We start from the raw sequence: 18,310 nt of genomic DNA on the forward strand, positions 1-18,310 counted from the left end.
TGATAGACCTTGGTACAAAGAGATTCACTCTCAAGTATTGCAGGAAGTCCCTAAAAAAGTTGAATTGGCTTTTGATAGATGGTTGAAAGGTGATGCTAACGGCAAAAAGTCTGGTAGACCTAGATTTAAAGGGAAAGGACAATATAAAACTTTCACTTATACCCAATTTAAACAACATCATTTTGTTGTTAACAAAATGATGTTGTCAAAGATTGGTGATGTTAAGGTAATTGTCCATAGACTTATCCCTGACGGATTTGATATTAAAACTGTATCTGTTACCAAGAAAGCAGATGGTTACTACGTGACTCTGAGCCTTGATGACAAAACAGTACCAACTGTCAAACCAGATTTCAATCCCGACAATATTGTTGGTATTGATGTTGGGTTAATTGATTTTTATGTAGCTTCTGATGGTTCTAGAATCGCTGCACCGAAGCATTTACGAAAAGCTGAACGTAGATTAAAATCAGCACAGCGTAGGGTGTCAAGACGGAAAAAGGGTTCTAATCGTCGTAGAAAAGCTATTCAAAAATTGAGTAAACAGCACAAAAAAGTCGCTGATACTCGCAAAGACTTTCACTTTAAAACAGTTAAATTACTGCTTGATAAGTATGATGTTGTAGCTGTTGAAAAGTTGAATATTAAGGGACTGGTTAAAACAAGACTGGCTAAAAGTGTTAATGATGCCGGATGGGGACAGTTTGTAACAATACTTTCAAATAAAGCCGAAAATGCTGGTTTGAAGGTAATAGCTGTTAAACCAAATGGTACTAGTCAAGAATGTTCTAACTGTGGTCACAAAGTTAAAAAGCTGTTATCTCAAAGAATGCACAATTGCCCTGCTTGTCATACTAGTCTGTGCAGAGATTTGAATGCGGCTATAAACATAAAGAACCGTGGGACGCATGGTCTTAAAGCTCAATTAATGTCTTCCTAGAAGAGTCATTGAGAAGCCCACACTCACCCGAAGGGGAGTGTGTGGAGTACGTCACTAACATCCTTGGCAGATCAAGGTGCAGTAGAAATTTTTGAACTGCCTATACAAACACAACCGTGGATGATTTCAATGTTGTGGAGCCGACTAACAGATCAAGATCAGGCAAATTCTTGGTTAAGACAGATGCTCAAGAGTATTTGCGAGGAAATTTAAAACACAAAATTCCTAGAGTCGTTCACAGCATTAGCTGATACATTGCGTAACCTCACCAACTCCAAAGGCACACGTTGACCAGCAGTACCATCTAAGTCAATTAAAACTAAGGTGTCTGTCCCTGCTGTTTGGAACTGCAAGTAACCGCCAGCAATGGCTGTAGCAAAGTTCAAGTTGCTCAAATCTAAACTCCGCCAAAGTGCTTGTAAGACAATTTTATCTGTACCAACGGCAAAGTCTGTAATTGTATCGCCGCTATCGGCAAGGCTGGTATAAACAAAGCTATCTGCACCCGCGCCACCTGTTAGCACATCTGCGCCTCTCAAGCCAGCAATCAAATCATTGACAGTAGTACCTCGGAGATTATTAGGATAAGCCGTGCCATTAATTACAGATGCTTCATAAGCTCCGATGTCTACTCGACCATTCAAAATACGTCGATAACCACTACCTCGTTGATCAAAAGGTATGCCTTCGGTAGTATTGCCATCTCTGTCTAAGTCTGCAATGTCGGCAGGGATATCGGCGTTATTTCCAGCGTTAATGGCGGGACTACCATAAACTAAAGCGTGGGTTTTGACTGGGCCGCCATTGTCACGCAGAATGGTATCGATAACTTGAGAAATGCTGACTTGTAGTTGTTCGCTGGGGTTAAAGCCTGTACTGCCATTAAGGTTGCCGATGAGGTTATAGCCGTTGCTGATAAAATTACCGACAACATCGGGGTTAACTGCACCAGGAATGCCATCATTATTGCCTGCTATGATGCTGTTTTTGATTGTGGCTGTACCTGTTTCTGAGTTATAGATACCAGCACCCCTAGATACAGTGTTTTCTTCATCATAGTAAGACTTGTTGAAGGCGATCGTGCTATTGCTAACTGCTAAAGTGCCAGAGTTGTAAATTCCGCCGCCTTCGTTGTATGACCGATTGCCACTAATAGTACTGTTAACGAAAGTTAGAGCGCCAGTCTCTGAGTTGTAAATTCCACCGCCAATGCCTGCGGTGTTGTTGTTAATGGTGGTGTTAATTACAAATGCAGTACTGTTGTTGAGAATACCACCTCCTAAACCTGCTGAGTTATTGCTGATAGTAGAACTAATGATGCTAATGTTGCCATCATTAACAATCGTGCCGTTTGCGGCTCCCTCTGTATTGGAATTACCTGTGATAGTGCTTCTAATAACTGTCAGATTGCCAGATGCAGAGTTATAGATACCGTTGCTGTTAATATCTCCTGTGACTTCTAAACCTCCTATGTTGCTGCTGATGGTGCTGTTGCTTACCGTTGCATTGCCACTGTTTCTGAGACCTGCACTACCGAAGTTTGAAGAGTTATTACTGATAGTGCTGTTATTTACTGTCACTGTGCCACGGGTAATAAGACCGGCTGTACTAAATTCAGAGTCTGAAGTGTTGCCATTGATAGTACTTCTGTCTATTTTGATAGTGCCATTGGCAATAAGTCCGCTAGAATTTCGGCCGCCATTGTAATTAATCGAGCTATTAGTTACTGTCAGGGTTCCTGAGTGCAGTACTCCACTCGACCCAAGTGACTGATTGTCATCTATGTGGCTGTTACTGATGATCAGTGTGCCTGAGCTATCAATACCAGATGAAGCACCACCACTATCAATTGCTCTATTACTACTCACACTACTATTTCTGATAGTGAGGCTGCCATTACTGACAATGCCGCTAAATGCGTTATAGAATTGGTTGCTTGATTCATTATTATTAACACTGCTATAACTCAAGGTTACGGTTCCAGTACTGTAGATACCAGTACCATCACCTGTGCCTCTGTTGTTGTTGATAGTGCTGTTGTTAGCTGTTAAAGTACCCGTGTTATATATACCTGCACCATTGCCTAAGTTATCGGGAAAGTAGGAGTTATTGTAGTAACCAGCAGAGTTATCATTAATGGCACTGTTGTTAAGAGTGACGACACCCGCGTTATAGATACCGCCTCCATCGCCTGCATAGAATATATCCTCAATATCCTCAGCATCAACTTGGCCTGCGTAGTTAGCTGTAACGGTGCTGTTGTTGAGCCTTAAAATTCCAGAGGTGGAGTTATAAATGCCACCACCATTATTACCGGAACTGTCTTGACCACCAGAAAAGTTATTGCTAACGGCGACGTTTCTTAATGTCAGATTACCAGCGTTGTAAACGCCGCCACCGCCTCTTGCATCTGTGGCATAGCCATTAGCAATTGTTAATCCTTCAATGTCAACAGTGATGCCGTTAGCAATTTCAAATACACGAGATATGTTGTTATCTTGAGCAAAATTGTAGTTACCGCTAACTGTCAGTAAGTTTGAACCTCTACCATCAATACTTAAGTCATCGGTGATGAATAAACTACTACCGCCAAGGCTGATAGTATCGGCGATGTTGTCTGTGAAGAGTCCGCCTGTAAATCTGATTAAGTCTTTGCCGGCTGAGGCGTTGGCATTTAAAACTGCTTGCTGTAATGAACCAAGACCACTGCTTTTAGTGTTGGTGACGTTAAAGGTAGCCATTGTTTATCTCACTCCTATTGGTTTTGGTTGTGTTAGCAATATGAGCTTTCGCTAAACACACAAAATGACGGCGCTGTTAGTAACAGTGCTTTTTTGGGTATTTGGTTTGGGAGTTGATAAGCACTGGATTTTGAGAATAATTCCGAAAATTTACTTAACCCAATAAATTTAGGTGATGATTAAGATTTTACTAATACTCTTTTGAAAGAATATTAAGTAAGATTACGTAATTGGTTTTTGGTCTATGTTGTCATTGAGGGATAAGAGGGGGACAAGGTAGGCAAGGGAGACAATGTGGACAAGGGAGATGGAATGCCTTGAGGGAAAATTTTAGCTAAGTTCTGTATAAATCTCGTCTAAAAATGCGGGATTTTGTGGCGCTTTCAGTACATTTTTACTATAATAGATATATCAAGTACAGGTTATAGTCTTCTACGCCAAAAAGCATCTTTTTGATTTCAAGATGTGACTATTTTTTCACTACTCCAGAAGAAGTTTGAAAGCAAAGAAATAGAAGTATTTAGACATACTTCTGATATCTCTTTTGCTATGTGATGAATTGAGATTTTCAGAGGAAGATTATTTGATGATGCAAATGAATCATTATCCATCTGCGATCGCTCAGGCTGCTCAACGTGTAAATGAACTAGACTCACAGTTGATGGCTGTACAGCAGCAAATTAACCGCTTTGAAGGGAATGCAGATCGCGCGGCGGCTTTTGATGTGGATTTGAAAAATGATGCTCAACGCAAGGCGCGGCGGTTTGAGGTATTACTGTTGAATCACGAATATCAAAAGGCTGTGGATACTCAAATTCAACTGACTATGGAAAAAGCTAATGCGATCGCGCATTTAGAATATCTGCGTAATCAGTTTAGTGTAGCGAAGTTAGAAGCAAGATTAGCGATCGCTCAACAACTGACTGATTATGAATCACGGGAATTAGTCGGTTTGTAGTTTATATGTAGAGACTTTGCACTGCAAAGTCTCTACTCAAAGCAAGTAAAATCTAAGCAGCTTGATTAGATTCAGGTAAGCTAGAACGCGCATTTAAAGACAGCATAACGCGAGAAATACCTGTAACCACAATGCTAGAGCCTAATAATGTGCCTAGTAGCCAAGGTGCGTTGCTGGGAAACTGAAACCAAATTAGTGCGCCTAAAAATAGGGTAATAATGCCATTACCTAATACCCATGTCCAGTTTTGTTGGGGACGTAAGCGGAATGCCAAAATTAACTCGAATGTACCTTCTGTCAGTAAGAAGCTACCGAGTAACAGGGTGAGTGTAAGAATACCAGTTCGAGGATAAACTAATAGCATCACACCTGTAGCAATATAAAGTCCGCTTAGGAGAATTTTCAACAGAAAACCTCCTTCGCGGCGGGTATGAGTAGCATAAACAAGCTTGGCAAATCCCGCACTCATCAGGATTAGCGCCACCCAAGTCTCAGCAAATATGGTTGTAACTACAGGTAAAGCGATCGCTACAATCCCTAAAATAATCAAAAGAGCGCCAATGACAATTGAAGTATTAACTTGCTTGTTAATATTGCTGGACTGGTTGATATTAGTAGTAATATCGTTTGTCATACAAAATTTTTCCTTAATCTTGAGCGAACTCTAAGATTAGGTTAAAAATTTTTTCTCAGGCTAGACAGAGCCTTAAGGTAGACACATTGGTAGTAAATTAATCTTCATTACCCTGAAAATCTACCACCTTGGTATCATTCACATCTATTTTCCTGGAAATCAATAATTGGGCAATTTGCTGATTAATAGTTGCGATATCAAAACGCTGACTGGCAATATTTCTGGCATAATCAGCGATCGCTGTAGTGATTTCTATTTCTTGAACACAGGTGTTAATTACGTTGGCTAGTTCTTGGGAATCGCCGGGTGTGGTTAAAAAACCATTGACACCATGTTCGACTAATTCAATCGCGCCGCCGGCTTTGGCTGCGACGACAGGTGTACCGCATAACATCGCCTCAACAATTACTCTACCAAAGGGTTCTGGTGCGGTGGAAGTATGAGCCACTAAGTTACAAGCTGACATTAACTGCGGAATGTCAGCGCGAAATCCTAAAAATTTGACGCGATTTTCTAACCCTAGTTTGGCAACTTGTTTGTGTAATTCTTGGACATAATCTTGTTCGCCAAATAAAGCATCACCAACTAAAAGTGCTGTGACTTGTGGCGGACATTGTGCTAATGCTTCCAGTAAAATATGTTGTCCTTTCCAGGGTGCGAGACGGCTGAAATGTCCAACAACAAATTTACCTTCTAAGTTTAAATCTTGTCGGATTTTTTGAATTTCAACTTCAGGAATTTGATATTTTTTACTATCAAATCCGTTATAAACAATTGCTGTGATTTCCGGCTTACCGCCAGCTTGGACAAATGCTGTTTGACTAGCTTGTGAATTAGCGATAACTAATGATGCAAATTTATTAGCTAAGGTGACAGCAACTCGTAAGTTAATTGGGCTAAAGTGTTCTAAGGAAAGGATATCGTGTAAATGATAAACTAGAGGACGATTTGCTAAAACACTTGCCAGTGCGCCAATAACTAGTGCTTTTTGGGTATTGGCATAAATTACATCATATTTTTTTGCTAAGTTTACAACTTTAATTAATAAAGGTGCTAGTTGTTTAATGCTGGCTATTGCTTGCAATAAGTTACTTTGTTTTTGGACTTGAATTGGTTTGGTTGTTAATACTTCAACGGGGATTTGATGTTGCTGGAGTAAGGTTTTAAAATCACCATCAGCGAACAAACCAACTAAAGCGCGATCGCGGTATGGTTTAGCAATATCAATTAAACAAAGTTCTGCACCACCAGGTTTACCACTTTGGTCTAAAAATAGAATTTTCATAAGATATTAAATACTTTAAAATTTAGATTTTAAGCTAAGATAACATCACGAACTTTTTGCGCGATTAAAGACCAGTCATAATTAGTTACGGCATAATCACGGCAAGCCTGACGCGAAGGAATTGAAATTTTCCCTAAGAGGATATTCTCTAATTTGTCAGCTATGTCATAAACTTCAGTTGAACTGGTAATCAAATCTGGTGAAAATTGCGTTAAAATTTCTGGCATTCCCCCCACCGGTGTACAGACAACAGGTGTACCGCAAGCTAAAGATTCAACTAATGCTAAACCAAAACCTTCAAAAGATTGACTAGGCATAACTGTTAAATCAGCAGCTTGATAGGCTATGGGTAATTGCTCATCTGGAATAAAACCTAAAAATTTAACTGTATTTTCTAAGCCTAATTCTTTTGCTTGCTGTTGTAGTGCATCTTGCATATAACCACGACCAGCAATTGCTAACCAAACATCAGGAATTTTAGGTTTAATTATAGCTACAGCTTGCAAGAGTTTATCAATACCCATACGATAAACTAAGCGGCGAGATGTAAATAATATCGGACGATTATCTGGCCAGCCTAATTCCTGTCTTGCTGCCTGTTGCGATAAATTTGGCTGAAAGCGATGAATATTTACACCACCAGGAATAATGTGAATTTTTTCCCAAGGAACTTGATATTGTTGATGTAAAATATTACCAAATGCTTTACTCAGAACAATAAAGCGATCGCAGCGATAATAAGTGCTTTTTTCGATTAATAACCGCTTGATAATAATACTCAATTTATTAGTAGTTACTTCTTGCTCACTTTCTGATGCCCAAGGGCCATGAAAGTTAAAGGTAATGGGTATATCTTGCGGTAAAATATCCATAATCGGAAAGCTATATAATGCAAAATGTAAATTAATTGCATCTGGCTTGCCGATTCTACTATTTTTAAAGTTATTGCGAATATGCCAAAGTCTTTGCCAAATTGGCAAATCAGGAGAAGCTAAGTTAGTTAATTTGATTGGTGAATTTAAATCAATTTCTGGTAAACCAACTCCACATAATTCTATTTGGTCTTGACGGTTGGCTAATTGATGAGTTAATTCATAAATATATCTTTCTAATCCTCCTGGTGTTTTAGGGAACCAACCTAAACCCAGTGTCAGTATAGATGCAGACTTAGTATTAAAATTTTCGTTTTTACATCCCACTTTTTACTCTCCTATGATTGTTTGAGTGTATGTTTAATTACCATCACTCTCAAGTTATTTCTTTTTAATTTTGCAGTAGATTAATCAGACTAATATTTATATCCTGTAATTTTTACTAAAATCAGCATTCTTTGGGTCTGACTAGATGCAGATTTTGATTTTAGATATCTAACTACTAAAATTTCAAAAGCCAATCATCAAAGACAAGTGTTTTTGCAGAGGACAATAATTTATAAACGATTTAGATTCTGGTGTCAAGCAGAAATTTTGTGATTTAAATTACATGATTTCTGGTGTTCAACAGTCTTGAAGTAATCAAAGATATTTATGTTGGGTAAAATTATTGATTCAATGTATTCAGTTTTACTTTTTTAGCTATTGTTTAGTAAGTTTAGCTACAAATATAAAGATTCTTCTAGGAATTTCTCTTGACTAGTTGAAAAATATGTGTGGTTTTCATGAATTTTAGGTAAATATCAATTTTCAAATACCCAGTGTTTGTTATCTATGTAATATGTCCTGGGAAAATTAGGCTGAAATATTAGTCTTAATTTTTGAAAGTTTCCACAGGCAGACTAATATCAGGTGAAAAATCCATAACATCCTACCATCTATAGTAATAAACCAGGGTTTTTGAGCATTATCTATTGCTACTTAGTTGTGTTGATTGTATCAGTCAGCACAAAAGTATCTGCACGCCATTTTTTGATAGCTAATTTGTCGCCATACCTATTTGACTGGCGAACTTTTTGATATCTGATTTTAATGTAAATTTTAAGTAGATTATGCCAAAAAATACACATACAAAGTTGAGTAAAATTCATCAACAACTGCATAAATATATTCAAAGAATATTCAAGTTAGGCAATAATCGACAGTTAAAACCAATTTCTTTGATGCTGATGGGACTAGCCGTGATATTTCTGGCTTTTTCCCTTGATATAACTACTGAAACCAGCGTCACAGGAGTAGCAGCTAGTACCTATAAAACTTCTTGGATAGGTAATAGTTTTGGTGGTGGTAAGAAGTGGGTACAAAATAATATTGAAGCCATGTATGTTGCACCCGATGGCACAGTTTATACTAACAGTCATTGGGATGAAGCTGGTAGAGAGGCAGGTATATATAAAGATGGTAATGTAATTGGCGCTGTGGAAGAGACTCACGGCTGGAGTCGCACTGGTGGTAAAGCAGTCACAGCTAATAGTAAATATATTTATATTGCCTTAGCACAAGGCTCAATTGGTAAAACAAAGGATGATTATCCACCAGAAGGAGTAACTTGGTATACTGTCAGACGCTATAACTTATCGGGAAAACCAGCACCTTTTAATGGGGGAAGGGGTTGGGATAAAAGTATGCTAATTATCAGTAATCAAAGTGAAGTTACTGGATTAGCAATTGCAGGAAATGAGTTATATGTGAGTGATTCAGCAACGAATAAAATTCGCGTCTACAATAGCGAAACTATGCAAGAACTACGTAGTTTTAGTGTAGTTCGTCCTGGTGCGATCGCTATTGATAAACAAGCAAATCTTTGGGTGATTCACAACCAAAACAAAATTTCCCACTACTCCCCTACAGGTAAGTTATTAGCGTCACAAATTACTAATATTCCTAAACCAACTGCGATCGCCATTGATCATCAAGGTAGACTTTTAGTGGCAGATAACAGTCAACGTCAGCAAGTATTAATTTACAACATCAAAAATCAGCCTGTGCAGGTTGGTACTTTTGGGATGAAAGGCGGCGTTTATGCGGGTACGCCGGGAGAAGTGCAACCATTAAAACTATATGGAATTACCGGAGTTGGTACAGATAGTTCTGGGAATATCTATGTGAATAGCAATGGTTTTAACAACTCAGGTACAGATTTACGCAAGTTTTCTGCATCGGGAAAACCAATATGGCAATTACACGGATTATTATTTGTGGATAACGCCGATGCAGATCCCAACACCGATGGTTTAGAAGTGTTCACCAAACAAGAACACTACTTGATTGACTATAACCAACCAGCAGGGAAGCAATGGACTTACAAAGCTTACACCTTAAATCCCTTTAAATATCCCCAAGATCCCCGCTTACACACTTCCCCAGATGCTACCTTTGTTCGCCGCATTCAAGGTAAGCGATTTTTGTTTGTGACAAATATGTATGCTAGTTTTATGCAAATTTACCGCTTTGACTCTGCAAAGGATGGTAAGATTGCGATTCCGGCTGGGATGTTTGCTGGGACAAATGGCGGTGGAGAAAAATCAGTTAGCGGAACTTGGCCTCCTTATCAACCAAATAAAGGAGAATGGATTTGGGGCGATCGCAACGGTAACGGTAAATTTGATCAAGGTGAGTATGATCAAAGTGAAGATTATCCCTACTTGGGTGGTTGGTGGGTTGATAGTAAAGGTGATATTTGGAAAACTTTACGCACTCAAGATGGAATTGGGATTCGCCACTATCCCCTACAAGGACTTGATAAGTATGGAAATCCCATCTATAGCTATAGTTCTATGGAGAAGCAGAAAACTCCTAGCATGATTACCGATGTCCGCCGCATCGAATACTTTCCCGAAACTGATACGATGTATTTATCAGGCTTTACGGTTGATCATCCTGCGATCGGTGATGATGCTGGAGTCGTTGGTTCCGAAATTCTCCGCTTTGATAATTGGCGTAAAGGAAATAATCCCACACTGCGTTGGCGCGTTGTTGTTCCCCACGACACCACAGGTAAGCGCGAAGTTTCCACCGCCGCTATGAGTGTTGCTGGTGATTATGTATTTGCGGTGAAAATGAAAACCGCCGAGGTTTATGTTTACAATGCCAAAACAGGTGCTACTGTCAAAACATTAAAACCAGGCGCAGAAGTCGCAGGCGAAAGTGGTTGGATTGATATACCCCAAGGTATCCGCGCTTTTCGTCGTTCTAATGGGGAATATGTAGTGTTTGTAGAAGAAGATTGGAAAGGGAAAGTAATTATGTATCGCTTCAAAAGTTAGCTTCTCTGCTCAAAATTAGTGTTTTTTAGATACCCGACTTCTTGAAGAAGTCGGGTATCTGTTTATGCAAACCAATCTAGAAAAATTGTATTACATTGCTACCACAATTCAATATTTATTAATAATAGAAATTGCTTTATATTGAATGCTATTTTTTCATCAAATAAATAAACAAATTACCTTCCCTCTAGATCAGAAGTGAATTATCATACTAAATATATTTCACTAGAAACACCGCATAAAGTTTATGTACAGTTGCCAAAAACAAGCTGAAAAAGCAGAAATAAAAAGTATAGAGAATATAGCTCTAATTTAATTGGCTAATCATCATAGATTATCAGTTATTGAAAGCATCGAAAATTAATATACCCAGATTATTTACCTAAATGTATATGAAAATTAAACCTTATTTACAACAATTACAAAAACTAGTACCGAGTATTTTGCTGGAAAGGATGCAATATATTCATTCCAACTTAATAACACGTTGGATTTTACTGCAAGGCAGTCAGCAATTAAAATTTAACCAAAAATCTGTGATGGTATTTTCTCCCCACCAAGATGATGAAACATTTGGTTGTGGAGGGATGATTGCTTATAAACGTGAGCAAAATATTCCAGTAATAGTAGTGTTTCTCACCAATGGTCAAGGTTCAAAAGATATAGATACAGAATCGAGAAATAAAATTATTCAAACCCGTAAACAAGAAGCAATTAAAGCCTTAAATATATTGGGTGTAGAGACATCAGCAATTCACTTTTTAGATAAAGCTGATGGGTATTTACAAGCTTTAAACGGTGACGAAAAACAAACAGCGATCGCCCAAATAGCTGAACTCCTCAAACATTATCAACCAGAGGAAGTTTATTTACCCCATCAAAAAGACTGTCACCGAGATCATGAGGCGACATATCCTTTAGTAACAGCAGCAATTAACCAAGCAGAAATTAATGTTGAAATTTTCCAGTATCCAATTTGGTTATTCTGGAGAGCGCCATTATTTATTATGCTCAAATTATCAGATATAGCCGCCGCGTATAGCTTTTCCATTACCTCAGTACAGCAGAAGAAAAATCAGGCGATCGCAGCCTATACCTCTCAGCTTGAAAGCTTACCGTCTGGCTTTGTTAATCGCTTCTTAGGTGCTTATGAGATATTTTTTAAAGTTGAATCTTAATTATTTTGGCTTATTTCTGTCCGTTTTATGTCAGGAAAAATAATATTTTTACTCCTGCCTCCGGTTGGTGAGCGCAGCCGAACCACTGCCTTCTAGCTATCAATTACATCTATAGAGAAAAAATCCTATGAAAATCTTACATATTACAAATCACGTCGAAAAAATTGGTAATGGCATTGTTAACGTAGCGGTAGATTTAGCCTGTTTACAATCACAAGATGGACATGATGTAGCTGTTGCTTCGGCTGGCGGTGGATTTGAAATTTTACTAGCACAACATAACGTCAAACATTTTCATCTCAATCAATGCAGACAACCCCTCAACTTAATTAAAGCTGCTTGGCGTTTTAAAGAGATTATCCAGCAATTTCAGCCAGATATTATCCATGCACACATGATGACAGGCGTTGTACTCGCCGGAGTTTTACGCAAAGCTTACAACTATCATTTAGTCTCTACAGTTCACAACGAGTTTCAACGTAGTGCCGTATTAATGGGATTGGCAGATCGAGTCATCGCCGTCAGCCAAGCCGTATATAATTCTATGGTTCGCCGTGGTATCCCTGAGAATAAATTATGCGTAGTTGCCAACGGCACATTAGGTAGTCCCCGCCACCCCAGCATTCAAGATTACCAACCCCTACCCTTACATCGTCCAGCCATCACCACCGTTGCCGGGATGTATACTCGTAAAGGCATTGCAGAGTTAATTACCGCATTTACCAAAATTGCCCCTAACTTTCCCGCAGCACACTTATATTTAGTTGGTGACGGCCCAGATCGTTCTATCTTTGAAGCAATAGTAGACAACATACCCTGCGGCAAACTACGTCAACGCATTCATTTTGAAGGTTTTCAGCCAGAACCCCAACGTTATATGCTGGCTAGTGATATCTTTGTTTTGGCTTCCTACTGCGAATCTTTTGGTTTAGTCTTAACAGAAGCGCGAGAAGCTGGCTGTGCTATTGTTGCCAGCGATGTAGACGGCATTCCCGAAACATTAGATCATCGTCAAGCTGGCATTCTTGTACCACCAAAAGACAGTCAAACCTTAGCCAATGTTCTCACGCAATTACTTGGTGATCCTGTGCAACTCCAATATTGGCAAAACCGCGCCAAACAAAATTTAGAACGGTTCAAAGCAGCAAGAGTGTATGAAGAAACAATGAATGTGTACCGTGAATTAGTCAAAAACTATAGCACCCGTACCGTTATGAATACACAAGAAGTCTTACTCATCAAAACTCCCACCGCCCCAATGCGTTAAATTAACTGGGAAGTTCTGGTGATGTTGCGATCGCCACGCAATTGGGGCTAATTTTGTAGAGACTCATTCAGTTGTTGTTGAAGTGTTGTTGAAGTTGTTGGACTTCTGCGATCGATAAGCCTGTTACACGCGCAACCAACGAAAAACCACAACGCCTCGTTTTCCTCTAACCCAACCCTCTTCAACTTTCAAACAGTAGTCTTGATATGCTGACTCTTGTAACCAACCCTTGCAGGTTTCAATATCTACAACAGACCCGTCAGGCAGTAAGCAATTCACTTGATATCTCTCCCCAATAATATCAAATAAATCGTTCCAAGCCTTGATCCATCGCTCTTCAAGTTCAATATTTGTGCTGTCCAACCTATTAATAATCTTTAAATCTATCTCTAGCATAACCTTATCCCTCTTCTAAGAAATCAGAGAATTTTCCGTAACTCTTTGCACGGTAGTTGCTTCAAGTCGGCAAAACCGTGCAGCGCACTCGCTCCTCTGCGTGAGATAATTTAACCCTGTTGGTGTTGAGACAAGAGCGAAAATTTATGGAGTATGACTTTCAAGCATTGGCGGAACTGTACAAAAACACGCTCCTGAATGACGTACTCCCATTTTGGGAACAGCACTCCTTAGACTCGGAACAAGGCGGTTACTTTACCTGCTTAAATCGGGAAGGCCAAGTTTACGACACCGACAAATTTATCTGGTTGCAAAACCGCCAAGTCTGGACTTTTTCAATGTTGTGCAACCAATTAGAAAAACGCGAAAATTGGCTTGAAATTGCCAGTAATGGTGCAAAGTTCCTCGCCCAAAATGGCAGAGATGACAAAGGAAATTGGTATTTTGCCCTGACGCGCGAAGGTCAACCCCTAGTTCAGCCTTACAATATTTTCTCTGATTGCTTTGCGGCGATGGCATTCAGCCAATATGCTTTAGCCTCCGGTGAAGAGTGGGCAAAAGATGTGGCAATGCAAGCTTACAATAATGTCTTGCGTCGTAAAGATAATCCCAAAGGTAAATATACTAAAACTTATCCCGGTACAAGACCAATGAAAGCTTTGGCTGTGCCGATGATTTTAGCTAACCTGACTCTCGAAATGGAATGGTTACTTCCCAGTGAAACTTTAGAGAGTGTTTTAGCCACAACCGTTCAGGAAGTGATGAGTGATTTCCTCGACCAAAAACGAGGATTAATGTATGAAAATGTTGCCCCCGATGGTTCCCACATCAATTGTTTTGAAGGCAGATTAATTAATCCCGGTCACGGTATTGAAGCGATGTGGTTTATTATGGATATCGCCCGCCGGAAAAATGATCTTCAGACAATTAACCAAGCTGTTGATGTGGTGCTGAACATTTTAAATTTTGCGTGGGATGAAGAATACGGCGGCTTATATTACTTTATGGATGCAGATGGACATCCACCACAACAATTGGAATGGGATCAAAAGTTGTGGTGGGTACATCTAGAATCGTTAGTTGCATTAGCAATGGGTTATCGCCTGACAAAACGCGCAGCCTGCTGGGAATGGTATCAAAAAATGCACGATTATGCCTGGAAGCACTTTGCAGATCCCGAATATGGGGAGTGGTTCGGCTATCTCAATCGGCGTGGAGAAGTATTATTAAATCTCAAAGGCGGTAAATGGAAGGGATGTTTTCATGTACCCCGCGCTTTATACCTATGTTGGCAGCAATTTGCGGCTTTGAGTTCTGAGTCTTTCAAATAGTGCTAAGTACAGCTTTGCATTAATTCGTAGCGAATTTCTCCATCATCTGCGCCACTGTATATGACCATTTTATGGGTTGTGCAGAGTCATTGTGGCGAATAATAAAATCGGTGATACGTTGCTGTAATGTATTAAGGTCAGGAAAATCATTCGGAGTCAGTAATTTTCGCTGTAAAACGCTGAACCAAATTTCGATTTGGTCTAACCAAGAAGCGTATTTTGGCAGCCAGACAACTTCGACCGTAAAATTCCAACCTTCCTCTTTTTGTTTCTGATTCAACCAAGCCTGTAATTGTTTTGGTGCATGAGTAGAGCCATTGTCAAGGATTAAATAGATATGGCGTACACCACGACGAATGGCTTCTGGGATTAATCCGGATAGTAGAAAAGTCTGAAAATCGATAAATGTTTTCGTGGGACTACAATAACCATAAATCAAACCCTCAGCAACACTTAAAGCTGCAAAAAGATGTGTTGCTCCTTCCCTGATATATCGGGCTGCAAAATGAACTGGTTGTTCTGCACCTGCTGGTTTATTCGGACGCTTGAAAAAGACTTGGACGACCAGAACGTGGTGCTTCTTCCAGACTACGGGTTTGACACCAACGTTTACGCCACTTACGTACAAGACCTGATGAACACCCTATTTCTCCGGCTATTTGAGCATCCGTCCAATCTGGGTTTTCGTCAACTTTTATCAAAATTTTTGCTCGTCTGGCTTTGCTTTGCCCTGTTTGGTCTACACGTTCTGACTGGTGTGATTCTTCAAATTACGATGCTGGTTCGTTCTTTCCTTCCAGGTAACTATGAAAAAGGTCACTTTGGGGTGAGTGCTGCTACTTTGTTTTGGCACTTTGTTGATATTGTTTGGGTTTTTCTATTCTCGCTTCTATATCTTTGGCAAGCTTAAAAAGTCTTACTCATACCATTTTGGATTTTAGATTTTGGATTTTGGATTGGGAAATTGCTTACTGGTGAGCTTTTCAGTAACCCATTTGTCGCAATCATTTTTCAAATTGGTATCACATAGCAGTTATAAATAATTATTGAACTAAAAGATCCCCGACTTCTTCAAGAAGTCGGGGATCTGCGCCTCTCGATTTTCACAAATCAAATAGGATGGCCATACAACCAGGACTTACGTAAGTGTCACAATTGGTAGTTGGTGCGTGACGCTACCAATGTTATGACTACGTTCAAAGCTTCTCGTTGCGTCACACACCCTACAGAAACAATATGCCAGTTGCGTAAGTCCCAACAACATCTCTACAGGATTTATGGAGTGTATGGCGTATATGCGAGTTAAGCTTTAACTCCTGCTCTTGGCGTTCTGATTTGTTCGATATCTTCTGCTGCTAATAACTCCCGAATTAGATGTGCTAAAGATTTTTGAACTAAACGTGTCCCGATTTGTTGACCTAAACGCTGCACACCAGGGTTGAATAATAATTGAGCTAACTGAGGAGCCATTTGCATGGGGTCAAAGCCACGGGTTTCTTGCAGAATTTTCAAGATATTTTTGATATGCTCTAAGGTCTGCTGTTGTTCGACTGTGGCGGCTGGTGTTTCGTTGACTGCTGTTAAACCTACCTGTTCGCGCAGTAAATAGGTGAAGTTGTGCATCACGTTTTTACCGACAGCGTTAACTCCGTTGACAAATTCATCTACTAATCTGTCACGAATAAATGCACCTCGTTCAGAAGAGAGAAAATCTAAACCTTGATTTAGCACTAAATTAAAGTCGTAATCTTCATTATTGCGGGCATTTCGTAACAGATTTTCTAAACGATTCCAACGGAATTTGCCTTCTTTAAATAGTAAGTCTCGCAGTGATGTTCTCAGTTGTGGTGCGGGGTCGGTTAACAGGCGCTTGGAAACGTAAGGATAAGCTTCGCTGAGAACTTTGAAGTTAGGATCAATAAAGATTGCTATTCCTTCTAAAGTTACCAGAGAGCGAATAATTAAAGCGTAGTAGGGAGGAACGCGGAAGGGATATTCATACATTAAAGCTGAGAGTTCATCGGTGATGCTTTTAATGTTGAGTTCGGCGACACTCGCACCTTGAGCATCAGCAAATACTCTGGCAAATGCGGGGATAATTGGGGTTAAGTCTGTATCTGGTGTTAAAAAGTCTAGTTTGACGTAATCTTGTGCTAAACCTTCAAAATCACGGTTGACTACGTGAACGATCGCCTCAATTAAACCATATCTCTGGGGCGGCTGAATCTCGCTCATCATCCCAAAGTCGAGATAGGCTAATTTTCCATCGGGTGTGGCTAACAAGTTCCCTGGATGGGGGTCAGCATGGAAAAAGCCATGTTCTAAAAGTTGCCGCAGCGAACACTGCACCCCAACTTCAATTAAATAACGTGCATCTATACCTTGAGCAGCAATTTCGGCTGCTTGCGTTAATTTTGTACCGTTAATCCATTCCATCGTCAGTACACGACGATTGGTATATTCCCAGTAAATTTTCGGGATATATATGTCTCTAATATGACCATATAACTGAAAGAAACGCTCGGCATTTTCACCTTCATGGATATAATCCATTTCTTCAAAAATGCGATCGCCTAATTCATCTAAAATACCAACTAAATCACTCCGCACTCGTTTGACGTTTCTTTGTACCCAACCAGCAATGCGGCGCAAAATATACAAATCAATCGTAATTCTTTCTCTTAAATCCGGGCGTTGCACTTTGACAGCAACTTCTTCACCAGTTTTCAGTTTACCTTTATAAACTTGTCCCAAGGAAGCGGCGGCAATGGGCTGCGCGGATAATTCTACATAAATTTCTTCTGGTGGTGCGCCCAGTTCTTCTTCAATAAACTGGTAAGCAATTTCATTAGGGAATGGCGGTAACTGGTCTTGGAGTCTGGTTAGTTCTTCTAAATATGTCGGCGGAACTAAATCAGGTCTGGTAGATAAGGCTTGACCAATTTTGATGTAAGCAGGCCCTAGTCGCGTTAATAACTCCCGTAACTGCACAGCGCGACGACGGTCATTTTTGATGACAACTCCGCGTTTGCTGTCCCACCACAAACCGAAGAAAAAAGCCAAGGTCGGACGCAGTACAGTAATAATTCTTTGTAAAACCTGTAGAGGTCGGCTTTGATAATGTTCCGCTATTTCTGCGGCGTTATATTTCACTGCTTCCGGTTCGGTACTTGGAATCAGCCGATTGGGCGATCGCACAACTAAAGCGGGTGTACCATTGTCTGATACTACTTCAGTCTTATATATTTCACCCTCAATCGTTTGGGAGGTTGGGGGAAGTGTCTTAACCATCATGAAGAAAGCCACCAGTCAAATGAAACATGTTAAGTATTGTAACAATATGTTTTGCTGTCCACATCCCTAAAATTGGGGATCAGCTTAA

At 39.8% G+C, this 18,310-nt stretch carries 14 protein-coding genes and 1 pseudogene; 8 read left to right on the forward strand and 7 right to left on the reverse strand.

The annotated features are described in order from the left end of the window. Both H6G28_RS06360 and H6G28_RS36740 read left to right on the forward strand, forming a co-directional pair. On the forward strand, positions 1-940 hold a 940-nt coding region (locus tag H6G28_RS06360; RefSeq protein WP_190669756.1), incomplete at its 5' end, for an RNA-guided endonuclease InsQ/TnpB family protein. A gap of 75 nt (positions 941-1,015) precedes the next feature. Beyond that, positions 1,016-1,153: pseudogene (locus H6G28_RS36740) on the forward strand (LysR family transcriptional regulator); the annotation flags it as partial. Here H6G28_RS36740 and H6G28_RS06365 read toward each other — a convergent pair. Next, positions 1,150-3,681 (reverse strand): beta strand repeat-containing protein, encoded by a 2,532-nt coding sequence (locus H6G28_RS06365; RefSeq protein ID WP_190669757.1) that lies wholly within the window; start codon positions 3,679-3,681, stop codon positions 1,150-1,152. The pseudogene H6G28_RS36740 and the gene H6G28_RS06365 sit on opposite strands and share 4 nt — an antisense overlap. 586 nt (positions 3,682-4,267) lie before the next feature. Between H6G28_RS06365 and H6G28_RS06370 the strand changes: the two genes are divergently transcribed. After that, positions 4,268-4,639 (forward strand): hypothetical protein, encoded by a 372-nt coding sequence (locus tag H6G28_RS06370; protein ID WP_190669759.1) that lies wholly within the window; start codon positions 4,268-4,270, stop codon positions 4,637-4,639. Positions 4,640-4,691: 52 nt separating this feature from the next. On the opposite strand, the gene H6G28_RS06375 is transcribed toward H6G28_RS06370, so the two are convergent. The 3 genes from H6G28_RS06375 to H6G28_RS06385 form a co-directional block, all read right to left on the reverse strand. Then, the gene (locus tag H6G28_RS06375; protein ID WP_190589881.1) at positions 4,692-5,261 is read right to left on the reverse strand and encodes an HdeD family acid-resistance protein; all 570 of its coding nucleotides are present in this window, start codon (positions 5,259-5,261) and stop codon (positions 4,692-4,694) included. A 109-nt stretch (positions 5,262-5,370) separates the two neighbouring features. Next, positions 5,371-6,558 (reverse strand): glycosyltransferase, encoded by a 1,188-nt coding sequence (locus H6G28_RS06380; protein ID WP_190669761.1) that lies wholly within the window; start codon positions 6,556-6,558, stop codon positions 5,371-5,373. Positions 6,559-6,587: 29 nt separating this feature from the next. After that, positions 6,588-7,757 carry a glycosyltransferase family 4 protein gene (locus H6G28_RS06385; protein WP_190669764.1) on the reverse strand — a complete coding sequence of 390 codons (1,170 nt, stop codon included), beginning with the start codon at positions 7,755-7,757 and terminating at the stop codon, positions 6,588-6,590. Between the two features lie 785 nt (positions 7,758-8,542). On the opposite strand from H6G28_RS06385, the gene H6G28_RS06390 reads away from it, so the two are divergent. The 3 genes from H6G28_RS06390 to H6G28_RS06400 all read left to right on the forward strand — a co-directional run bounded on the left by H6G28_RS06390 (position 8,543) and on the right by H6G28_RS06400 (position 13,201). Further along, positions 8,543-10,756, forward strand: a complete 2,214-nt coding sequence (locus H6G28_RS06390) for a hypothetical protein (RefSeq protein WP_190669766.1) — start codon at positions 8,543-8,545, stop codon at positions 10,754-10,756. 392 nt (positions 10,757-11,148) lie between these two features. Beyond that, on the forward strand, positions 11,149-11,934 hold the full coding sequence (locus H6G28_RS06395) for a PIG-L deacetylase family protein (protein WP_190669768.1): 786 nt from the start codon (positions 11,149-11,151) through the stop codon (positions 11,932-11,934). 127 nt (positions 11,935-12,061) lie between these two features. Beyond that, positions 12,062-13,201 (forward strand): glycosyltransferase family 4 protein, encoded by a 1,140-nt coding sequence (locus H6G28_RS06400; RefSeq protein ID WP_190669770.1) that lies wholly within the window; start codon positions 12,062-12,064, stop codon positions 13,199-13,201. Between the two features lie 123 nt (positions 13,202-13,324). On the opposite strand, the gene H6G28_RS06405 is transcribed toward H6G28_RS06400, so the two are convergent. Next, positions 13,325-13,597, reverse strand: coding sequence for a hypothetical protein (locus tag H6G28_RS06405; RefSeq protein WP_190669772.1), 273 nt, complete (start codon positions 13,595-13,597; stop codon positions 13,325-13,327). Between the two features lie 146 nt (positions 13,598-13,743). On the opposite strand from H6G28_RS06405, the gene H6G28_RS06410 reads away from it, so the two are divergent. Beyond that, positions 13,744-14,928 carry a n-acyl-d-glucosamine 2-epimerase gene (locus H6G28_RS06410; RefSeq protein ID WP_190669774.1) on the forward strand — a complete coding sequence of 395 codons (1,185 nt, stop codon included), beginning with the start codon at positions 13,744-13,746 and terminating at the stop codon, positions 14,926-14,928. A gap of 19 nt (positions 14,929-14,947) precedes the next feature. On the opposite strand, the gene H6G28_RS06415 is transcribed toward H6G28_RS06410, so the two are convergent. Beyond that, complete coding sequence (locus H6G28_RS06415; protein WP_190589722.1) at positions 14,948-15,556, reverse strand: transposase; 609 nt, start codon at positions 15,554-15,556, stop codon at positions 14,948-14,950. A gap of 6 nt (positions 15,557-15,562) precedes the next feature. Here H6G28_RS06415 and H6G28_RS06420 point away from each other — a divergent pair, with 6 nt between their 5' ends. Continuing rightward, positions 15,563-15,838, forward strand: coding sequence for a cytochrome c oxidase subunit 3 (locus tag H6G28_RS06420; RefSeq protein WP_524538608.1), 276 nt, complete (start codon positions 15,563-15,565; stop codon positions 15,836-15,838). 392 nt (positions 15,839-16,230) lie between these two features. On the opposite strand, the gene H6G28_RS06425 is transcribed toward H6G28_RS06420, so the two are convergent. After that, positions 16,231-18,222 (reverse strand): ABC1 kinase family protein, encoded by a 1,992-nt coding sequence (locus tag H6G28_RS06425; protein WP_190669776.1) that lies wholly within the window; start codon positions 18,220-18,222, stop codon positions 16,231-16,233. Positions 18,223-18,310 lie beyond the last annotated feature (88 nt).

Origin of the sequence: Nostoc sp. FACHB-190 (assembly GCF_014696905.1) — a bacterium.
GTDB lineage: Bacteria > Cyanobacteriota > Cyanobacteriia > Cyanobacteriales > Nostocaceae > Nostoc_B.

Bases quoted from the DNA above. Each gene is read 5' to 3' on its own strand.
- H6G28_RS06405 (WP_190669772.1), bottom strand. From the start codon at position 13,597: ATGCTAGAGATAGATTTAAAGATTATTAATAGGTTGGACAGCACAAAT.
- H6G28_RS06380 (WP_190669761.1), bottom strand. From the start codon at position 6,558: ATGAAAATTCTATTTTTAGACCAAAGTGGTAAACCTGGTGGTGCAGAA.
- H6G28_RS06370 (WP_190669759.1), top strand. From the start codon at position 4,268: ATGATGCAAATGAATCATTATCCATCTGCGATCGCTCAGGCTGCTCAA.
- H6G28_RS06425 (WP_190669776.1), bottom strand. From the start codon at position 18,222: ATGATGGTTAAGACACTTCCCCCAACCTCCCAAACGATTGAGGGTGAA.
- H6G28_RS06410 (WP_190669774.1), top strand. From the start codon at position 13,744: ATGGAGTATGACTTTCAAGCATTGGCGGAACTGTACAAAAACACGCTC.
- H6G28_RS06400 (WP_190669770.1), top strand. From the start codon at position 12,062: ATGAAAATCTTACATATTACAAATCACGTCGAAAAAATTGGTAATGGC.
- H6G28_RS06390 (WP_190669766.1), top strand. From the start codon at position 8,543: ATGCCAAAAAATACACATACAAAGTTGAGTAAAATTCATCAACAACTG.
- H6G28_RS06420 (WP_524538608.1), top strand. From the start codon at position 15,563: ATGAACACCCTATTTCTCCGGCTATTTGAGCATCCGTCCAATCTGGGT.
- H6G28_RS06395 (WP_190669768.1), top strand. From the start codon at position 11,149: ATGAAAATTAAACCTTATTTACAACAATTACAAAAACTAGTACCGAGT.
- H6G28_RS06365 (WP_190669757.1), bottom strand. From the start codon at position 3,681: ATGGCTACCTTTAACGTCACCAACACTAAAAGCAGTGGTCTTGGTTCA.